Annotated in this window: 16 protein-coding genes; 11 read left to right on the forward strand and 5 right to left on the reverse strand. The window is 63.1% G+C overall.

Features of this window, described 5'->3' with window-relative positions; genetic code table 11:
- Positions 1-2: 2 nt before the first annotated feature.
- Positions 3-575: a GNAT family N-acetyltransferase gene (locus tag A9K65_RS17485; protein WP_013531034.1), complete on the reverse strand. Its 573-nt coding sequence runs from the start codon at positions 573-575 to the stop codon at positions 3-5.
- The gene (gene serB, locus A9K65_RS17490) at positions 572-1459 is read right to left on the reverse strand and encodes a phosphoserine phosphatase SerB (RefSeq protein WP_084015798.1); all 888 of its coding nucleotides are present in this window, start codon (positions 1457-1459) and stop codon (positions 572-574) included. Before serB ends, A9K65_RS17485 begins: the two co-directional genes overlap by 4 nt.
- On the opposite strand from serB, the gene miaA reads away from it, so the two are divergent.
- Together miaA and A9K65_RS17500 are read left to right on the forward strand one after the other, a co-directional pair.
- Positions 1449-2417 carry a tRNA (adenosine(37)-N6)-dimethylallyltransferase MiaA gene (gene miaA / locus A9K65_RS17495; protein WP_064993782.1) on the forward strand — a complete coding sequence of 323 codons (969 nt, stop codon included), beginning with the start codon at positions 1449-1451 and terminating at the stop codon, positions 2415-2417. The two genes, serB and miaA, sit on opposite strands and share 11 nt — an antisense overlap.
- Before the next feature lie 105 nt (positions 2418-2522).
- On the forward strand, positions 2523-3314 hold the full coding sequence (locus tag A9K65_RS17500; RefSeq protein ID WP_013531037.1) for a GGDEF domain-containing protein: 792 nt from the start codon (positions 2523-2525) through the stop codon (positions 3312-3314).
- Positions 3315-3531: 217 nt separating this feature from the next.
- On the opposite strand, the gene A9K65_RS17505 is transcribed toward A9K65_RS17500, so the two are convergent.
- Positions 3532-5361, reverse strand: coding sequence for an ATP-binding protein (locus tag A9K65_RS17505; protein WP_024501408.1), 1830 nt, complete (start codon positions 5359-5361; stop codon positions 3532-3534).
- A gap of 154 nt (positions 5362-5515) precedes the next feature.
- Here A9K65_RS17505 and A9K65_RS17510 point away from each other — a divergent pair, with 154 nt between their 5' ends.
- Genes A9K65_RS17510 through A9K65_RS17520 form a run of 3 tightly spaced genes read left to right on the forward strand, consistent with a single transcriptional unit; the run spans position 5516 to position 6964 of the window.
- Positions 5516-6079 (forward strand): XRE family transcriptional regulator, encoded by a 564-nt coding sequence (locus A9K65_RS17510; protein WP_027160588.1) that lies wholly within the window; start codon positions 5516-5518, stop codon positions 6077-6079.
- Between the two features lie 4 nt (positions 6080-6083).
- Positions 6084-6392, forward strand: a complete 309-nt coding sequence (locus A9K65_RS17515; protein WP_013531040.1) for a hypothetical protein — start codon at positions 6084-6086, stop codon at positions 6390-6392.
- A gap of 44 nt (positions 6393-6436) precedes the next feature.
- Positions 6437-6964: an N-acetyltransferase gene (locus tag A9K65_RS17520; protein ID WP_064993781.1), complete on the forward strand. Its 528-nt coding sequence runs from the start codon at positions 6437-6439 to the stop codon at positions 6962-6964.
- A 4-nt stretch (positions 6965-6968) separates the two neighbouring features.
- Here A9K65_RS17520 and A9K65_RS17525 read toward each other — a convergent pair whose 3' ends face one another.
- Positions 6969-7844: a LysR family transcriptional regulator gene (locus A9K65_RS17525; RefSeq protein ID WP_024501405.1), complete on the reverse strand. Its 876-nt coding sequence runs from the start codon at positions 7842-7844 to the stop codon at positions 6969-6971.
- A 121-nt stretch (positions 7845-7965) separates the two neighbouring features.
- Between A9K65_RS17525 and A9K65_RS17530 the strand changes: the two genes are divergently transcribed.
- Positions 7966-9117 carry a gamma-butyrobetaine dioxygenase gene (locus tag A9K65_RS17530; RefSeq protein ID WP_064993780.1) on the forward strand — a complete coding sequence of 384 codons (1152 nt, stop codon included), beginning with the start codon at positions 7966-7968 and terminating at the stop codon, positions 9115-9117.
- On the forward strand, positions 9114-9704 hold the full coding sequence (locus A9K65_RS17535) for an HD domain-containing protein (protein WP_013531044.1): 591 nt from the start codon (positions 9114-9116) through the stop codon (positions 9702-9704). Before A9K65_RS17530 ends, A9K65_RS17535 begins: the two co-directional genes overlap by 4 nt.
- 71 nt (positions 9705-9775) lie before the next feature.
- Here A9K65_RS17535 and A9K65_RS17540 read toward each other — a convergent pair whose 3' ends face one another.
- Positions 9776-11578 (reverse strand): NAD(P)/FAD-dependent oxidoreductase, encoded by a 1803-nt coding sequence (locus A9K65_RS17540; protein ID WP_064993779.1) that lies wholly within the window; start codon positions 11576-11578, stop codon positions 9776-9778.
- Positions 11579-11998: 420 nt separating this feature from the next.
- On the opposite strand from A9K65_RS17540, the gene A9K65_RS17550 reads away from it, so the two are divergent.
- The 4 genes from A9K65_RS17550 (at position 11999) to A9K65_RS17565 (ending at position 16570) form a co-directional block, all read left to right on the forward strand.
- Positions 11999-13153 carry a DUF6600 domain-containing protein gene (locus tag A9K65_RS17550; protein WP_064993778.1) on the forward strand — a complete coding sequence of 385 codons (1155 nt, stop codon included), beginning with the start codon at positions 11999-12001 and terminating at the stop codon, positions 13151-13153.
- 257 nt (positions 13154-13410) lie between these two features.
- Complete coding sequence (locus A9K65_RS17555; RefSeq protein WP_081714172.1) at positions 13411-15192, forward strand: acetolactate synthase 3 large subunit; 1782 nt, start codon at positions 13411-13413, stop codon at positions 15190-15192.
- An 86-nt stretch (positions 15193-15278) separates the two neighbouring features.
- Positions 15279-15851, forward strand: a complete 573-nt coding sequence (ilvN, locus tag A9K65_RS17560; protein ID WP_013531048.1) for an acetolactate synthase small subunit — start codon at positions 15279-15281, stop codon at positions 15849-15851.
- A 122-nt stretch (positions 15852-15973) separates the two neighbouring features.
- Positions 15974-16570, forward strand: coding sequence for a LysE family translocator (locus A9K65_RS17565; protein ID WP_024501399.1), 597 nt, complete (start codon positions 15974-15976; stop codon positions 16568-16570).
- Positions 16571-16577: the final 7 nt, after the last annotated feature.

A 16577-nucleotide genomic window follows, 5' to 3' on the forward strand; every position in this document is an offset into this window, starting at 1 on the left:
GGCTAGCGAGCTGCCCTTTTTCTTGCCTGCCAGTCCTGGCGCGACAGTCTGTAGAGGACATGCCGTTTGAGATGCGGATGGCTGTCGGGAATGCTGGGGTGGTCGAAATCGCCGGACGGATCCGCGCTCATGCCGAGGCGTTGCATGACGGCGGTGGAGCGGCGGTTGGCCGCGACGGCGAATGACACGATTTCATCGAGGCCAAGTGTCTCGAAGCCGTAGGCCAGCCACGCTTCGGCTGCCTCGGTGACATAGCCTTTGCCCCAGAACTCAGGTGCCAGCCGCCAGCCGATCTCGATGGTGCCGGCTGGCAGGGATGGCACATGATCGGTGTCGAGGAGACCGATGAAGCCGATGCATTCACCGGTGGCGGTGATCTCGGCGGCAGCAAAACCGTATCCGTCCTTCGTGGTCCAGGCCCGGAGCTCGTCCATCTTGGCATCCGCCTGGGCGCGGTCACGGCGGAATGGAAAGAACTCCATCACCCGGTCGTCGGAGTTGATGCGGTGGAACAGGTCGCGGTCGCGATCCTCCCAGTTGCGCAGGATCAGGCGCTCGGTACGCATTGGTTTCATTGCACAAAGTCCTCCTGCCTGTAGCCCTGCATATAGAGCAGCGCGGTCAGGTCGCCATGATCGATGCGGACCTTGGCCTGTGCCGCCACCGTCGGCTTGGCGTGAAGCGCGACACCGGTACCGGCAAGGCGGATCATGTCGAGATCATTGGCGCCGTCACCGACGGCAATGGCGTCGGCGGGCGTCAGGCCGAGGCGCGCTGAAATTTCGATCAACGCGTCGGCCTTGGCGGCGCGGCCGAGGATAGGTTCGCCGACCAGGCCGGTGAAGCGCCCGTCCTGCTCAAGCAGGCGATTGGCGCGGTTCTCCTGGAAGCCGAGCATTGCGGCGATTCGCGTCGTGAAGACCTCGAACCCGCCAGACACGAGTGCCGTCCAGGCACCGTTGGCGCGCATGGTCCGGACCAGAACACGGCCGCCCGAGGCCAGCGTCAGGCGATTGGCGACGATGCGATCGACCACGGCGGCGTCGAGGCCCTTCAGCAACGCCACCCGCTCGCGCAAAGCCGGTTCGAAGGCGATCTCGCCATTCATGGATCGCGCGGTAATCGTGGCAACATGATCCTTGACGCCGATCTCGTCGGCCAGCTCGTCGATGCATTCCTGGTCGATCATGGTCGAATCCATGTCGGCGATCAGGATTTTCTTGCGGCGGGTTTCGGCCTCTTGCACGATCACGTCGACCGCCTCGCTGGCGAGTGCCGTGCGCAAGACGGCACTCGCAGCGGCGGCGTCGGCTGCCTCAGGCAGGACGAGATCGCAGGCGATACCTTCAGCCAGCCAGACAACAGCGCTTGCGCCGACCGACCGTGAGGCCATATTCGCAAGCGACAGCGACAAAGCGCGCTCAGTGGGACGGGAAACAAGCGTGGCGATGAGCGGCATGGAACATTCCGGCGGGCAGGCGGGCAAGGGCCGCGTGAAGAACGCGATCCTGATAGCCGGGCCGACCGCCAGCGGCAAGTCGGCGCTTGCGCTCGATCTGGCCGAGCGCAGGGGTGGCGTGATCGTCAACACCGATTCCATGCAGGGCTATTCGGTGCTCGACGTGCTGACCGCCCGGCCGGAGGCGGCCGACCTCGCCCGCGCACCGCATTTCCTCTACGGCCATGTCCATCCGGCGACACCCTATTCCACCGGCGCCTGGCTGCGCGACGTGATGAAACTGATCGACGACGGCACATTCTCCGAACGGACAGCGATTTTTGTCGGCGGCACCGGGCTCTATTTTCGCGCATTGGCCGAGGGCATTTCGGAAATGCCCGACATTCCGCAACGGGTCCGCGACCGTTGGCGCTACGAATTGAAGGAGCAGGGCGCCGTCAAGCTGCACAGCCTGCTGCTGCGCGAGGATTCGGCGGCCGCCATGACGCTCAAGCCAACCGACAGCCAGCGCATCGTGCGGGCATTGGAGGTTCTCGATGCGTCTGGCCGTTCGATCCTGGAATGGCAGGCAGAGCGCGGCCAGCCGCTCATCGACAGGCAAAGCGCGCGTTTCCTGGTGATCGAGCCGGATCGGGCGGCGTTGGTCGGACGCATCGACAAACGCTTCGACCAAATGCTGGACAAGGGCGCGCTGGACGAGGTCAAGCGGCTTGCGGCACTTGGCCTCGATCCCGAATTGCCGGCGATGAAAGCGATCGGCGTTCGCGAACTGCAGGCGGCGATGGCCGGGGGGATTGGCTTTCCCGAGGCAATCGAACGCGCCAAGATCGCGACCAGGCAATATTCCAAGCGGCAAACCACCTGGTTCAGGCATCAATTGGGGCCGGAATGGCTGAGGTTGCACCCCGGTGATGATCTGGAAACCACGATCTCAGCGCTTGCTTCCGATGCAACCTGAAAAGTTTACCTGCAAGGAAAGGTTCCCGTTGTGGTTGTCCAAATTAACCCTCCGTAAGCCCGCCCATGCCATAAGGTCGATGGGCACTTTTCCAATGGGGAGCAGATGCGTTTCCACAAGGCGGAATCAGCGTTTTTCGTCTTTATATTCGTGATCCTGGCCGCCGGCCTGGTGACGCTGCATGCTTATGGACTTCTGCAGTCCTTCGCCGACGAGTTGCATACGGCTTCGGGTCTGGACAAGGTCATCTATCTCAACAAGCTCTTGTTCGCGACCGGCGTGCTCCTGGCCACCGCGCTGTTCTTCGGCATTTTCTTCATCTATCCGCTGATTCGAAAACAGGCGACGGAGGAGGGCAAGCTGCGCGCCATGACGGTCTCGCTCAGCGCGCGGTCGGAAACGCTCGAGCATGCGGCGCTGACCGACGGCCTGACCGGCATGCAGAACCGGCGCTATTTCGATGATGCGCTGAAGGAGTATCTCGAGGAGTTCCGGCGCATCGAAAAGCCCGTCGGGCTGATGATCCTCGATCTCGACCATTTCAAGCAGGTCAACGACACCCACGGCCATGACGTCGGCGACGAAGTGCTCAAGGCCGTCGCAAGCTGTCTCAAGGATATGACGCGCTACCACGATGTGGTGGCGCGATTGGGCGGCGAGGAGTTCGCCGTGGTCACGCCCAACATGGACGCCGAGCTTCTGGGCAAGTTTGCCGAGCGCATCCGCAAGGCGATCGCCAACATGTCGGTGCTGTCGGGCAATGTCCGCCTCAAGATCACCACCAGCGTCGGGCTAGCCGTCTGGGACCGCAAGGAAACAGCGGAAGAGTTCTATCGCCGCGCCGACCGCCAGCTTTACGAGGCGAAGAGGCAAGGCCGCAACCGCGTCTGCGCCTAAAATCCCGTCACTGAATTCGTGAGGCTGGCCGTCTGGCGCCGTTTTCTGTGCTTCCGATGCTCACGGACTCAAATGTCCGCTCCGCTTCGGTTCTCGAAAACAGCACCACCCGACTCAGCCTGACGAATTCCCTGACGGGATTTACCCAAGCGGTCCAGGCAGGGCGCGAGCTTAGCGCGGCTTCTCAATCGGCCGGCAGAACAGCCGGGTCGCAAGCTCAATCGTTTTGCGGGCGCAGGCCGAAGGTTGCGGGCTTGAGGCCGTAGCGCATGTCGAAATCGTCGTCCGATGGCGGGCGTGCGGCGGGTGGCTTGCGGTAGTCGGGGTCGCCGGCCTGGCGGCCTGAATCCACGACCTCGGCGAAGGCCATCGCCTGCTGCGTCGATTTCGGCACGTTGCGCAATCGTTCCACGATCGCCACCAGATCGACATCGTCGCCCGGCTTCGACGTGGCCTCTTCGCGTTTGGCGGTGCCGGGAAGCAGGTGGCTCGGCAGCTTTTCGAACTTCAGCCGCATGGTCGTCGCCACGCCTTCGCCGAAGGCGATGGCTTCGCGCTGGCCCATCGAGGACAGAAAGGCAAGCGTCGAGGCAGAAGAGTCGGCAATCGCCGAGCGGATGATCGCCTGGTCCTGCTCATTGGCAAGCCGCATGGCGAAGAAGGTCGAGCATTGCGACAGGATAGTCGGGTCGAGCTCGCCGGGGCGCTGGGTGACGACGCCGAGATAGCAGCCATATTTGCGGCCTTCCTTGGCAATGCGCGACAGCGCATGCCTGGTCGGCGCGAATCCGAGACGCGGGTCGGCCGGCATATAGCGGTGCGCCTCTTCGCACAAAAACAGAAGCTGCAGCTTGCCTTCGCTCCACAGAGCGAGATCGAAGGCAAGGCGCGCCAGCACCGAACAGACGGAATTGACCACTTCGGACGGCATGCCGGCCATCTCGAAGCAGGTCACGGGGCGGCCATGATGCGGCACGCGGAAGATGTTGCCGATCGTCTCGTGGATGGTGTCCTCGATCAGGCGCGAGTTGAACATGAAGCGATAACGTGGATCGGCCGCCGCCGATTCGATGCGCGTCTTCAGCGATTTGAGCGTCGGGCGATCGGTCTTGCTTTCGAGCATGCCCATGCGCTCATCGATCTGCTTGAGCAGGTCGGCGATGCGGTAAGGCACTGGCGTATCGGCGGTCAGCGCATCGCTGCCGCGCCTGATATAGGAGCCCGAATTCGGGTTGCGGTAGAGATTCTTGGCGGCCGGGATCAGGTCGCGCAAGGCATCGATTTCTTCCGGCTCGGTCTCGCGGCCCCGGAACAGCACCTCGGCGAATTCCTCCAGCGTGAACATCCAGAACGGAAGATCCAAAGTTTTGGAATCGACCCTGACGCAGTATTCGGGCAGCGATGCCGCGAACTCGTTGTGCGGGTCGAGGATCAGGATGCGCAGATCCGGCCGTGCCGCGATCGACTTGCGCAGCAGCAGCGAAACGGCGGTGGATTTGCCGACGCCGGTCGTGCCGACAATGGCGAAGTGACGCGCCAGCGTATCGTCGATAGCGATGTTGGCGGCGATCGTCTCGTCCTGCGCGAGCGTGCCGATCGTGATCGAATGACGCCCGGCAAGGTCATAGACCGCCTGCAGGTCGCGGGTGCGGATGCGATGCGCAACGGCGCCGATATGCGGATAGGTGGTGATGCCGCGGTCGAAGACCGGTCTGGCGCCGGGCTCCGCACCGTCACGGACTTCGCCGATCAGCTCGATGCTGACCTCGATGGCGTTCTGGCCCTCATTGCTCCAGGCGCGGTCCGACTTGCCGATCGCGTAGACAAGGCCGACGGTTCGCGTCGATCCGAGATTGATGGAAATCATCTTCCCGACTGTCCACAGGCCGGTCACCGCGCCGTCGGCATCGTCCGCATAGGCGCTGATGGTGGCGCGAGCGCCGTCGCATTGCACGACATTGCCGAGAATGCGCTTGTCGTTCTGCTCGGTCTGGCGGCGCTCCTGCGAGGTCGGTTCCCCCACGGAGGCTTCGCGTTCGACATACATGGACAGGCCAATCCCCATTTCCCTGGAGAGTCGATCCTACCCGAATGGGGTTAAGGCCCGATGAGGTCGGATGGTGTAGAGAGCATTAAGGGGCCTGTGAAAATTGTCGCAAGGCGGCTCTTCTCCGGCGTCAATATTTCGCTATAATAGACATATGGATGATATAGCGAACGAAATTTCCTCGACGATAGGCCGCAGGATACACGCCGAAAGGGTCATGCGTGACTGGTCCCTGGCCGAACTGGCGGAGCATTCCGGCGTCTCGAAGGCGATGCTCAGCACGATCGAGCGAGGCAAGACCAGCCCGACGGCGGCGCTTCTGGTGCGCATCGCGTCGGCCTTCGGCATGACGCTGTCGACCTTGATCGCGCGCGCCGAGCTGCAGGGCGGCGGGCTGCTGCGCGAGGCCGACCAGCCGGTATGGCGCGATCCCGATACCGGCTATGTCAGGCGGCATCTTTCGCCGGCTGGCGATATGCCGCTGGAACTGATCAAGGTGCATCTGCCGGCGGGCGCCAGGGTCAGTTTTCCGGCTGCTTCATACGCCTTCATCAAGCAGCAGATATGGCTGATTTCCGGGCGGCTCGAATTCATCGAAGGCGATATGGCGCACAAGCTCGAGCCCGGCGACTGCCTGGCGCTTGGGGCGCCGTCGGACTGCACCTTCCATGCCCTGGAGCCCGGCGCCGACTATCTGGTCGCCCTGGTCAGAGGCTGACACAATGGCAAAGAGACCAAAGCGCTCCCACAATGGGGGGCCGCCTCTCGATGAGTACAAGGGCCCGCCATGGGGCACGGGCGATCCCTATATTTTCCTGGCCTGGCAGGCAGCGCACGCCAAGGCGTGGAAGGCGCCGAGCCACGAGGTCATGCTGTTGCGCATGGACAGAGCCGAGCGGCTTGGCCTGACCTACGAGGAGTACACGCTCGAGATTCTCGAGCGCGGGCGGCACCTCGGGCACGAAGATGCCGACCGCATCAGCGCCATCAAGGCGGCGCGAAAGCGTCGCCGCGCGCGCCATCTGGAGTGACAACAATGCGCCCGCTTCTATCGCAATCACGGGATATCCCGCACATGAACTCGATCGAGATCGCAACCCTGACCCCGGCTGCCGAGACGCAGGACAGGCTGGCCGAATTGCTGGTCGCAACGGTGGCGGCAGGCGGTTCGGTCAGCTTCATGCATCCGTTGGCGCCGCAGGCGGCGAGGGGTTTCTGGGAGAGATCGCTGGCCGCGGCGGCAAGGGGCGAAAGAGCGGTGCTTGGCGCCTGGGACGGCAAAAACCTGGTCGGCACCGTGACCTTGCTGCTCGACTGTCCGCCCAACCAGCCGCACCGGGCCGAGATCGCCAAGCTGATGACACGCACCGACTACCGGGGCAGGGGCGTGGGAACGCGCCTGATGCGGGCCGCCGAGAACCTTGCGGTGGAGAAGGGCCGCACGCTGCTGGTTCTGGACACGGCAACCGAGGAGGGCGCCTCAGGCCTCTATGAGCGGTTGGGCTTCACGCTGGCCGGTGAGATACCGGACTATGCACTGAAGCCGCATGGCGGGCTGACCGGCACGCTGATCTACTGGAAGCGGATCGGGCAAATCTCGTAACCAATCATGCCGGCGCGGAGAGGCGCGACAGCAACCACTGGCGGAAATCCTGCTCGGCGCCGGTCAGGCGCGCTGTCGACGCCTTGGTCAGAAAATGGCCCGATGTGCTGGAGAGTTCGAAGTCGGAAAGCCTGACCAGCGTCTTGCTGTCGAGCGCCGCATCGACCAGCGGCCGCGAGCCCAAAAGCACGCCGGCGCCGGCCTTGGCCGCTTCCATGGCGGCAACGAAGCTGTCGAAGCGGTGCGATCGCCTGGGATGGCCGGCCAGCCTGGCGGCAGCGAACCATTCCGCCCACATCTCGCGCGCGCCGGCAACCAGAAGCAGCGGCAAGGAGGTCCAGTCTGCGTCGCCGACCAGACCCGGAGCCGCCACCGGCACAAGCCGCTCGGCGGTCAGCCTGTCGGCTTCGCGGCCGGGGAAGGATCCGTTGCCGAAACGGATATCGAGCACCGAGCCTGGCAGGTCGTAATCGGTAGGGCGATGGATCGTCACCAGGTCGAGCTGGATGCGCGGCAGTGCCTTCGCGAGATCGGGCAGCGCCGGAACCAGCATCAGCAAGGCAAAGGAAATCGGCGCCCGGATGGTCACGGTCTGGACGGCGCGCGGCTCGAACAGTTCCGCGGTGCTGTTGCCGATGGTGGCGAAGGCCGACTGGATGTGGGGGAGGTAGGCTGCCCCCTCCGGCGACAGGGCGACGCCGCGCGCCAGCCGCGAAAACAAACGTGTCTTTAGCCGCTCCTCGAGAAAGCGGATGTGTTGGCTGACGGCCGCCTGGGTGAGGCCAAGCTCGGCTGCCGCCGCGGTGAAATTCGACAGCCGCGCCGCAGCCTCGAAACTGCGCAGCCAGTCGAGCGGCGGCAGGGGTGTGGTTCGAGACATTAGTATATCGTGGTCATTGGCCAAAAAAGGATAATTTGAATTATGCCTCTCGCGCGATCAACATGCAATCGAAACCCTGCGGATCAGCTGCGGGGGACGCAATGGACAGGAACGGATCTCCATGCTCACCCAGGCGCTGATCGGCGACGAAGGTAGAACAATCGAACTTGGCTGGAAGGACGGGTCGCGCAGCCGCTTTCACGCCATGTGGCTGCGCGACAATGCGCTGGACGACAAGACGCGCAGCGCCGGCAATGGCCAACGGCTGATCACCATCCTCGACATTCCCGCCGACACCAGGATCGGCGCGGCATCGCTCAAGGGCGGCGCCCTGGAAGTCAGCTTCGTGCCGGAGCAGAAAACAGTGAGTTTCCCGGCGGCATGGCTGAGTGCCAATGCCTATGATCGTGACGCGGCCCGCCAGCCCGGCTGGACAGACGAGGCCACCGTGCGATGGACCAAGGCCTCGATGCAGAATTCGGTGCCGCGCGCCGGCTATGCTGCGGCCAGCCATGATCGCGCTGTGCTGGGGCAATGGCTGTCGGCGGTGAAAACCTATGGCTTTGCGGTGATGGACGATCTGCCGGCCGAATCCGGAGCGCTGTGCAAGGTGTCCGATCTGTTCGGCTATATCAGGGAGACCAATTACGGGCGCTGGTTCGAAGTGCGCGCCGAGGTCAATCCGAGCAATCTCGCCTACACCAATCTCGGGCTCCAGGCGCATACCGACAATCCCTATCGCGACCCCGTGCCGACGCTGCAGATCCTGTCCTGCATCGAGAATACGGTTGAGGGCGGCGAATCCAGCGTCGTCGACGGATTTGCCGTCGCGGCTGCGCTGCAGGCTGAGAACCCGGAAGGCTTCCGGCTGCTGAGCTCATGCCCGGCGCGCTTCGAATATGCCGGCTCTTCCGGTGTGCGGCTGCAGGCGAAGCGGCCGATGATCGAGCTCGGGCCCGATGGCGAGCTGATCTGCATCCGCTTCAACAACCGCTCGCTGGCGCCGACGGTCGACGTGCCCTTCGCCGATATGGAGGCGTACTACGCGGCCTACCGCCGGTTCGCCGAACTGATCGAGGATCCATCCTTCGAAGTGACGTTCAAGCTCGAAGCGGGGCAGGCTTTCATCGTCGACAACACGCGCGTCATGCACGCCCGCAAGGCGTTTTCCGGAACCGGCAAGCGCTGGCTGCAGGGCTGTTACGCCGACAAGGATGGCCTGCTGTCGACGCTCGCGTCGATAGAACACGGGTTCAAGGAGGCGGCGGAATGAGCAGCCAGGATTTGAACGCGGACAATATCGTCGAATTCATTGCCGACATCTTCGAGCGCCGGGGTGCGGAATCCTACCTCGGCGAACCCGTCACCATGTCGGAGCACATGCTGCAGGGCGCCTGGTTCGCCGAAAAGGACGGCGCGCCGGACGAGCTGGTGGCGGCGGCGCTGCTGCACGACATTGGCCATTACACCAGCGAGTTCGGCACCTATTCGCCCGAGGATGTCGAGGACAAGCATCATGACGAAGCCGGCGGCGAAGTGCTGGCGCCGTTCTTTCCACCTGTCATCGTCGAATGCGTCAGGCTGCATGTCGCCGCCAAGCGCTATCTCTGCGCCACCGATCCGACTTATTTCGGCAAGCTGTCGCAGGCCTCGGTGCATACGCTGTCGCTGCAGGGTGGGCCGATGAATGCCGAGGAGGTGGCCGAGTTCCGCAAGAACCCGTTCCATGAGGAAGCGGTCCGGGTCCGCATCTGGGACGAGAGCGGCAAGATTGCCAACATGAAGACGCGGACGTTTCGCGATTACGTGCCGCTGTTGCAGCGGGTGGTGACGCAATTCGCGGCGGGTAAGCCGGCGTAATTCCCTCAAAGGAAGGAGGCAGGGTGCAAGCCCTGCCTCCTTTCTTCCGGCTTCGCCGGAATCGCGCTCGCCTACCCCTTGTGATGCACCTGCTGCAGCCCGTAGACCGGCGTCGCCAAGCCGGCCTGCCTGGCCTTCAGCTGCAGCGCCAGGAATTGTGAATAGTGGCGTGACTGGTGCAGGTTGCCGCCGTGAAACCACAGCGCTTCCTGCTGTGTAGGCTTCCACATGTTGCGCAACTCGCCTTCCCAGGGGCCGGGATCCTTGGTGGTGTTCGAGCCGAGGCCCCAGCATTTGCCGACCTTGTCGGCGGTTTCGCGCGATATCAGATCGGCGGCCCAGCCGTTCATCGAGCCGTAGCCGGTGGCGTAGACGATGAGGTCCGCAGGCAGTTCCGACCCGTCGCTGAGCAGAACCGAGTGCTGCTTGATCTCTTCGACGTCGACGCCGCTCTTCAGCTTGATCGAACCATCGATGACCAGCTGCGATGCGCCAACATCGATGTAATAGCCAGAGCCGCGCCTGAGGTACTTCATGAACAGGCCGGACTCGTCGTCGCCCCAGTCGAGCATGAAACCGGCCTTTTCCAGTCCCTTGTAGAATGCCGCATCGCGTTTCTTCATCTCGGCATAGGCCGGGATCTGGAACTCGTGCAGGATCTTGTAGGGCAGCGAAGCGAAGATGAGATCGGCCTTGGCGGTGGTGATGCCATTCTGCAGCGCCTGCTCCGAATAGAGCGAACCCAGTCCGATTTCCATCAACGTGTCGGACCTGGAGATATGGGTACTCGAGCGCTGCACCATGGTCACGTCGGCGCCGGCTTCCCAAAGTGCGGCAGCGATGTCATGGGCGGAATTGTTGGATCCGATGACAACGGCCTTTTTGCCGGCATAGGCGTCGGGACCCGGATGCTTCGACGAGTGGTGCTGATCGCCCCTGAAGGTCTCCATGCCCTTGAATTTCGGCAGATTGGCTTTGCCGGACTGTCCGGTCGCCAGCACCAGTTGCTTCGGCTTCAGCGTGATGTCCTTGCCGTCACGGTGGACGACAACGGTCCATTCCTTCGTCTTGTCGTCATAGGAAGCGCTTTTGGCCTCGGTCGAGGACCAGTAATTCAGCTCCATTACCTTGGTGTACATTTCCAGCCAGTCGCCGATCTTGTCCTTGGGCGAGAAGACCGGCCAGTTCTTGGGGAAATCGATATAGGGCAGATGGTCGTACCAGACCGGGTCATGCAGGCAGAGCGACTTGTAGCGCTTGCGCCAGCTGTCGCCGGCACGCTCGTTCTTCTCGATGATGATGGTCGGCACGCCAAGCTGCCGCAGCCGCGCGCCGAGCGCGATACCGCCCTGGCCGCCACCGATGATCACCGTATAGGGCTGCGTCTTGAAGCCGAGCTCGGCGGCTTCCCTCTCGCGCTCTTCCTTCCATGTCGGACGGTTCTTGCCCGAGCCGTGCCTGGCGCCCATCGGCCGCGCGAAGCCTGCCGGCTCCTCGTGGCCTTTCAGTTCGGCCATGGTGGTCAGCAGCGTCCAGATCTTGCCGTTCTTCAGCCTGATATGGCCGAAGCCGCGTGCCGCCTCCGTCTCGAAGCTGATCCAGCCCTCGATCAGTTCGCCGCTCTCGGTCGCGTCCTCGCCCTTGGCGATGGCGAAGTGCGATGGCCTGGTGTTCGACAACTGGCTTTTCAGCATGTCGCGGACCTGGTCGCGGCCTTCCATGGTCTTGATGTTCCAGGTGAAGGTAACGAGGTCGCGCCAGTAGCAATCTTCTTGAAAGCAATCGACCGCCTTCTCGATGTCATTGGCAGCAAGCGCGGCGCCGAACTGGTCGAGTACGTCAGACAGTTTCTTGCTAGAGGGCTTGTCGAGCATCAGGTTTCCTCCCGTGAAATCCAGATCGTCATGGTGATGGCTCCGACGGGCTTGCCGCCGGACGATCAAGTATCGTCAGAGATGGCGGCCCTCGTCACGCCCCACCATAGTTTCCAGCGGTTTCAATGGTTTATTCGCAAAATGGGATCACCCGGCGGTTTCGCAATCGCCCGGGCGCCGGAAACGACCGTCCCATTTGTGAATGCCGCGCCGGTCGCGCAAAGTTGATGGTCAAATGCCGCAATGCGGTCACCGGGGCCGATGACAACCGATCGGTGAGAAGCCGGGAAGCGGTGGCGGGCAGCAGGGCGGTTCCCGGGATTTTCTGGATGCGGAACTCTGGAGCCCGTTATGATTATCATATCCTTTTTCCAAGCGTCTTCACGCCACTCTCTCGGCCGGCGTGGACGTGCTGCAGCAATGGCCGCGGTCATCGCCTTGAGCGCGACGCTGACCGGCCCGCTGGTGCTGCCCGGAACACAGGCGCATGCGGCGGAAATTTCCGTCACCGTCCGCGAAAGGCTTTCGAACTATGGCGGATGGCGAACCTCCAGCCGCTTCGGCGATGTCTGGGTTCCCTCGGTGCATACCCAATGGCGGCCCTACACCGAAGGCAGGTGGGTCTGGACTGACAATGGCTGGTACTGGCAGTCCACCGAGCCATTCGGCGATGTCGTCTATCACTATGGCCGCTGGGCGTATGATCCCGATTTCGGCTGGGTGTGGATCGCCGGCGATCAATGGGCGCCAGCCTGGGTGGTCTGGCGTCAGGGCGGCAATGATGTCGGCTGGGCTCCGGCGCCGCCCGACGTCGGTGCCGCCTTCGACGACGCCTGGTGGTGTTTCGTGCCGGTGGCGGCGATCGGCGCGGTGGATCTGGTCAGGGTGGTGCGGCCGGTTCAGGAGAACGTCGTCATCGTGCGCAACACGACATTCATCAACCAGACGGTCGTGGTCAACAATGCGCCACGCGTGCGGCTTGGCAACCAGGTGGTTGCAATCAATGCCGGACCCCGGCTGCAGCAACTCCCGAAGCCAGTCATCGACTCGATCAAGGCGGCAAGACTGGTTCCTCCGCCCAAAGGCGTGTTTGCCAGTGCACGTCTCGATGCTTCCAGGGGCGCCGAAATCAAGAAGCTTGCCGGCAATGCAATGGGGAACGGGCAAATCGTGGCGGGCCCCAAGACTGCGATCGGCGGCAAGGCCATTTCCCCGGGCGCGGTGGCTGCCAGCAATCCAGCCGTCGTGAAGCCTGGCAACACTGTGCGCAAGCGGATGGTCGCCGGCAACGGCGCGAAGGCCGATGCGCTCAAGCTGCATGCCGACAGGACCGCGGGCGATGGACGTATCGTTGTCAAATCGTCGGCCAAACCGGGGTCGGCCAAGCCGGTCTCGGGGCAGCGTCCTGCACGCGGTGCCGGGCAACAGAAGCCGCATCAGCAGGCGATGGCAATGCATATGCCCCAGCACCATGGCCCGGCAAGGGTGGCACCTCACCATCCGCCAGCGAAGATGCAGGCGAGGAAGGTGTCCAGATGCGATCCGCGCGTTTCCCGCTGCAAGGCGCCGCGCTGATCGCCTCAATCGCGCCGGCACGCTGTGCGCGCCGGTGTGATTTTTCCCGTTGACAGGTCGCCTTGCCCGCCCTTAGTGTCCGCCACCATGAAAACAGCACTCATTCTCGTAGGAAAGCGCGTGGGCAAGGCGGTGTAACCGCCGGGCGAAAACCCCCCATGCGCAAGACACAGGCTCCCTCGGGGGCCTTTTTTATTGCCTGAAACACGACTAAACGACCAGCAAACGCCCAATGGCGACAGTACGGGACCAGACCGATGAGCAACGGACAGAACGAGCGGCGCGAGATGACGGGCGCCGAAATGGTGGTGCAGGCGCTGAAGGACAATGGCGTCAAGCATGTCTTCGGCTATCCCGGCGGCGCTGTCCTTCCGATCTATGACGAGATTTTTCAGCAAGACGAGGTCGAGCACATACTGGTGCGCCATGAGCAGGGCGCCGGCCATGCGGCGGAAGGCTATGCGCGTTCGACCGGTAAGGCCGGCGTGATGCTGGTGACCTCCGGCCCGGGCGCCACCAATGCGGTGACGCCGCTGCAGGACGCGTTGATGGATTCGATCCCGCTGGTCTGCCTGACCGGGCAGGTGCCGACCTCGCTGATCGGCTCGGACGCTTTTCAGGAATGCGATACGGTCGGCATCACGCGCCCCTGCACCAAGCACAACTGGCTGGTGAAGGACGTCAACGAGCTCGCCGCCACCATCCACGAGGCCTTTCATGTCGCGACCACCGGCCGTCCCGGTCCGGTCGTCGTCGACATCCCGAAGGATGTGCAGTTCGCCAAGGGATTCTATGTCCCGCCGCAGATCGCGCCACGCACCAGCTACCAGCCAAAGGTCCAGGGCGACCTGGAGAAGATCAAGGCGGCGGTCGAGTTGATGGCGGGCGCCAAGAAGCCGATCATCTACAGCGGCGGCGGCGTCATCAATTCCGGCCCGGAAGCGAGCCATCTGCTGCGCGAACTGGTCGATCTCACCGGTTTCCCGATCACCTCGACGCTGATGGGCCTCGGCGCCTATCCGGCATCAGGCAAGAACTGGATGGGCATGCTCGGCATGCACGGCACCTATGAAGCCAACATGGCCATGCATGATTGCGACGTGATGATCTGCATCGGCGCGCGCTTCGACGACCGCATCACCGGCCGGCTGACCGCCTTCTCGCCGAACTCGAAGAAGATCCACATCGACATCGATCCGTCGTCGATCAACAAGAACGTCCACACCGAGGTGCCGATCATCGGCGATGTCGGCCGGGTGCTGGAGGATATGGTGCGGCTGTGGCGGGCGAGCGCCAAGGCCGACAAGAAGGCGCTCTACCCATGGTGGGAGCAGATCGCCAAATGGCGTGCGCGCGACTCGCTCGCCTACAAGATGAACAACGACGTGATCATGCCGCAATACGCCATCGAGCGGCTCTACGAACTGACCAAGGGCATGGACACCTACATCACCACCGAGGTCGGCCAGCACCAGATGTGGGCGGCGCAGCACTATCGTTTCGAGAAGCCGAACCGCTGGATGACATCGGGCGGGCTGGGCACGATGGGTTATGGCCTGCCGGCAGCACTCGGCGTGCAGATCGCGCATCCCGACGCTTTGGTCATCGACATTGCCGGCGACGCCTCGGTGCAGATGACGATGCAGGAGATGAGCGCGGCGGTGCAGCACGATGCGCCGATCAAGATCTTCATCCTCAACAACCAGTATATGGGCATGGTGCGGCAGTGGCAGCAATTGCTGCACGGCAACCGGCTGTCGCATTCCTATACCGAGGCGATGCCGGACTTCGTCAAGCTGGCCGAGGCCTATGGCGGCCACGGCATTCGCTGCGAAAAGCCGGACGAGCTGGACGACGCGATCAAGGAGATGATCTCGGTCAGGAAGCCGGTGCTGTTCGATTGCCGCGTGGCGACGCTCGCCAACTGCTTCCCGATGATCCCGTCGGGCAAGGCGCATAACGAGATGCTGTTGCCCGACGAGGCGACCGACGAGGCGGTGGCCAATGCCATCGACGCCAAGGGCAGGGAACTGGTGTAGCCGGCAGAACCAAGGCAGGGCTGTCGCGAGAAAGCCCTGCGCAAACAACGAATTAGCTCAAGAGCTTGAAATCGAGATTCATTGTCATGAACGCACAGCTACAACCGACCGGTTCGGCCTATTTTATCGCCAAGGAAACGGAAAAGCCGGAAAACCACACGCTTTCCGTGCTGGTCGACAATGAGCCGGGCGTGCTTGCCCGGGTCATCGGCCTGTTTTCCGGGCGCGGCTACAACATCGAGAGCCTGACCGTCTCCGAGACCGAGCATGAAAAACACCTGTCGCGCATCACCATCGTGACGCGCGGCACGCCGCATGTGCTGGAGCAGATCAAGCACCAGCTGGAGCGCATCGTGCCGGTGCACCGCGTCGTCGACCTGACCGTGCGTTCGCATGAATCCGGCCAGGAGCGGCCGCTGGAACGCGAACTGGCGCTGGTCAAGGTCGCCGGCATCGGCGAGGCCCGGGTCGAGGCGCTGCGGCTGGCCGATGCGTTCCGCGCCAGCGTCATCGACGCCAACACCGAGCATTTCATCTTCGAGATCACCGGCAAGGGCTCCAAGATCGATCAATTCATCGCCATCATGAAGCCGCTCGGCCTGGTCGAAATCTGCCGCACCGGCGTGGCGGCGTTGAACCGCGGCCCGCAGGCGATGTAGGCTGGCGCCGGGCGCGCCAGCCAGCTTCCACAGTGAGGCTTCTGGCCCGCTGTGGGCCGTCCGTGGGCCTCTGCGGGTTGCCTAGAAAAGACAACGATCCTGACTTGTCGGGGAGGATATCCATGTCGCTTGACGCTTTCCTTGCCCTGCTTGTCTACGCCTTGGTGACTTCGATCACGCCGGGGCCGAACAATCTCATGCTTCTGGCATCGGGCGTTAATTTCGGCATCGTCAGAACCGTTCCGCACATGCTTGGCATCAGCATGGGTTTCCTCGTGCTGCTGCTTGCCGTCGGTCTTGGCCTTGGCGCTGTGTTGACGGCGTTTCCGGCGCTGCATACCGCGCTCAAGATCGCCGGCGGCGCCTATCTTCTGTACCTCGCCTGGAAGATCGCCATGTCGCGCACGCTGACCGGCAAGGGCGAGACGAAGGCGCGGCCGATGCGCTTCATCGAGGCGGCTGCATTCCAGTGGGTCAATCCCAAGGCGTGGGTGATGGCGATCACCGCCATGGCCGTCTATGCCAATGCCGAGCACCCGTTCCTGTCGGTGGTGTTGATCGCTGTGGCCTTCACCATCGTCAATTTGCCGAGCGTCTCGGTGTGGGCTGGGTTCGGCACCGCGCTGCGCGGTTTCCTGTCGGACCCGGTACGGCTGAAATGGTTCAACATCGCCATGGGGGTGCTGCTGGCGGCGACGCTTTGGCCGATGCTCAAATAGGTCGAGA

The sequence above is a fragment of the Mesorhizobium sp. WSM1497 genome, from assembly GCF_001672455.2.
Taxonomy (GTDB): domain Bacteria; phylum Pseudomonadota; class Alphaproteobacteria; order Rhizobiales; family Rhizobiaceae; genus Mesorhizobium; species Mesorhizobium ciceri.

Excerpts from the sequence above, each read along its gene's own strand:
- A9K65_RS17510 (WP_027160588.1), top strand. The coding sequence starts at position 5,516 with ATGGATGATATAGCGAACGAAATTTCCTCGACGATAGGCCGCAGGATA.
- A9K65_RS17525 (WP_024501405.1), bottom strand. The coding sequence starts at position 7,844 with ATGTCTCGAACCACACCCCTGCCGCCGCTCGACTGGCTGCGCAGTTTC.
- miaA (WP_064993782.1), top strand. The coding sequence starts at position 1,449 with ATGAGCGGCATGGAACATTCCGGCGGGCAGGCGGGCAAGGGCCGCGTG.
- A9K65_RS17540 (WP_064993779.1), bottom strand. The coding sequence starts at position 11,578 with ATGCTCGACAAGCCCTCTAGCAAGAAACTGTCTGACGTACTCGACCAG.
- A9K65_RS17530 (WP_064993780.1), top strand. The coding sequence starts at position 7,966 with ATGCTCACCCAGGCGCTGATCGGCGACGAAGGTAGAACAATCGAACTT.
- A9K65_RS17500 (WP_013531037.1), top strand. The coding sequence starts at position 2,523 with ATGCGTTTCCACAAGGCGGAATCAGCGTTTTTCGTCTTTATATTCGTG.
- ilvN (WP_013531048.1), top strand. The coding sequence starts at position 15,279 with ATGAACGCACAGCTACAACCGACCGGTTCGGCCTATTTTATCGCCAAG.
- A9K65_RS17565 (WP_024501399.1), top strand. The coding sequence starts at position 15,974 with ATGTCGCTTGACGCTTTCCTTGCCCTGCTTGTCTACGCCTTGGTGACT.
- A9K65_RS17505 (WP_024501408.1), bottom strand. The coding sequence starts at position 5,361 with ATGTATGTCGAACGCGAAGCCTCCGTGGGGGAACCGACCTCGCAGGAG.
- A9K65_RS17550 (WP_064993778.1), top strand. The coding sequence starts at position 11,999 with ATGGCCGCGGTCATCGCCTTGAGCGCGACGCTGACCGGCCCGCTGGTG.
- serB (WP_084015798.1), bottom strand. The coding sequence starts at position 1,459 with ATGCCGCTCATCGCCACGCTTGTTTCCCGTCCCACTGAGCGCGCTTTG.
- A9K65_RS17520 (WP_064993781.1), top strand. The coding sequence starts at position 6,437 with ATGAACTCGATCGAGATCGCAACCCTGACCCCGGCTGCCGAGACGCAG.
- A9K65_RS17515 (WP_013531040.1), top strand. The coding sequence starts at position 6,084 with ATGGCAAAGAGACCAAAGCGCTCCCACAATGGGGGGCCGCCTCTCGAT.
- A9K65_RS17535 (WP_013531044.1), top strand. The coding sequence starts at position 9,114 with ATGAGCAGCCAGGATTTGAACGCGGACAATATCGTCGAATTCATTGCC.
- A9K65_RS17555 (WP_081714172.1), top strand. The coding sequence starts at position 13,411 with ATGAGCAACGGACAGAACGAGCGGCGCGAGATGACGGGCGCCGAAATG.
- A9K65_RS17485 (WP_013531034.1), bottom strand. The coding sequence starts at position 575 with ATGAAACCAATGCGTACCGAGCGCCTGATCCTGCGCAACTGGGAGGAT.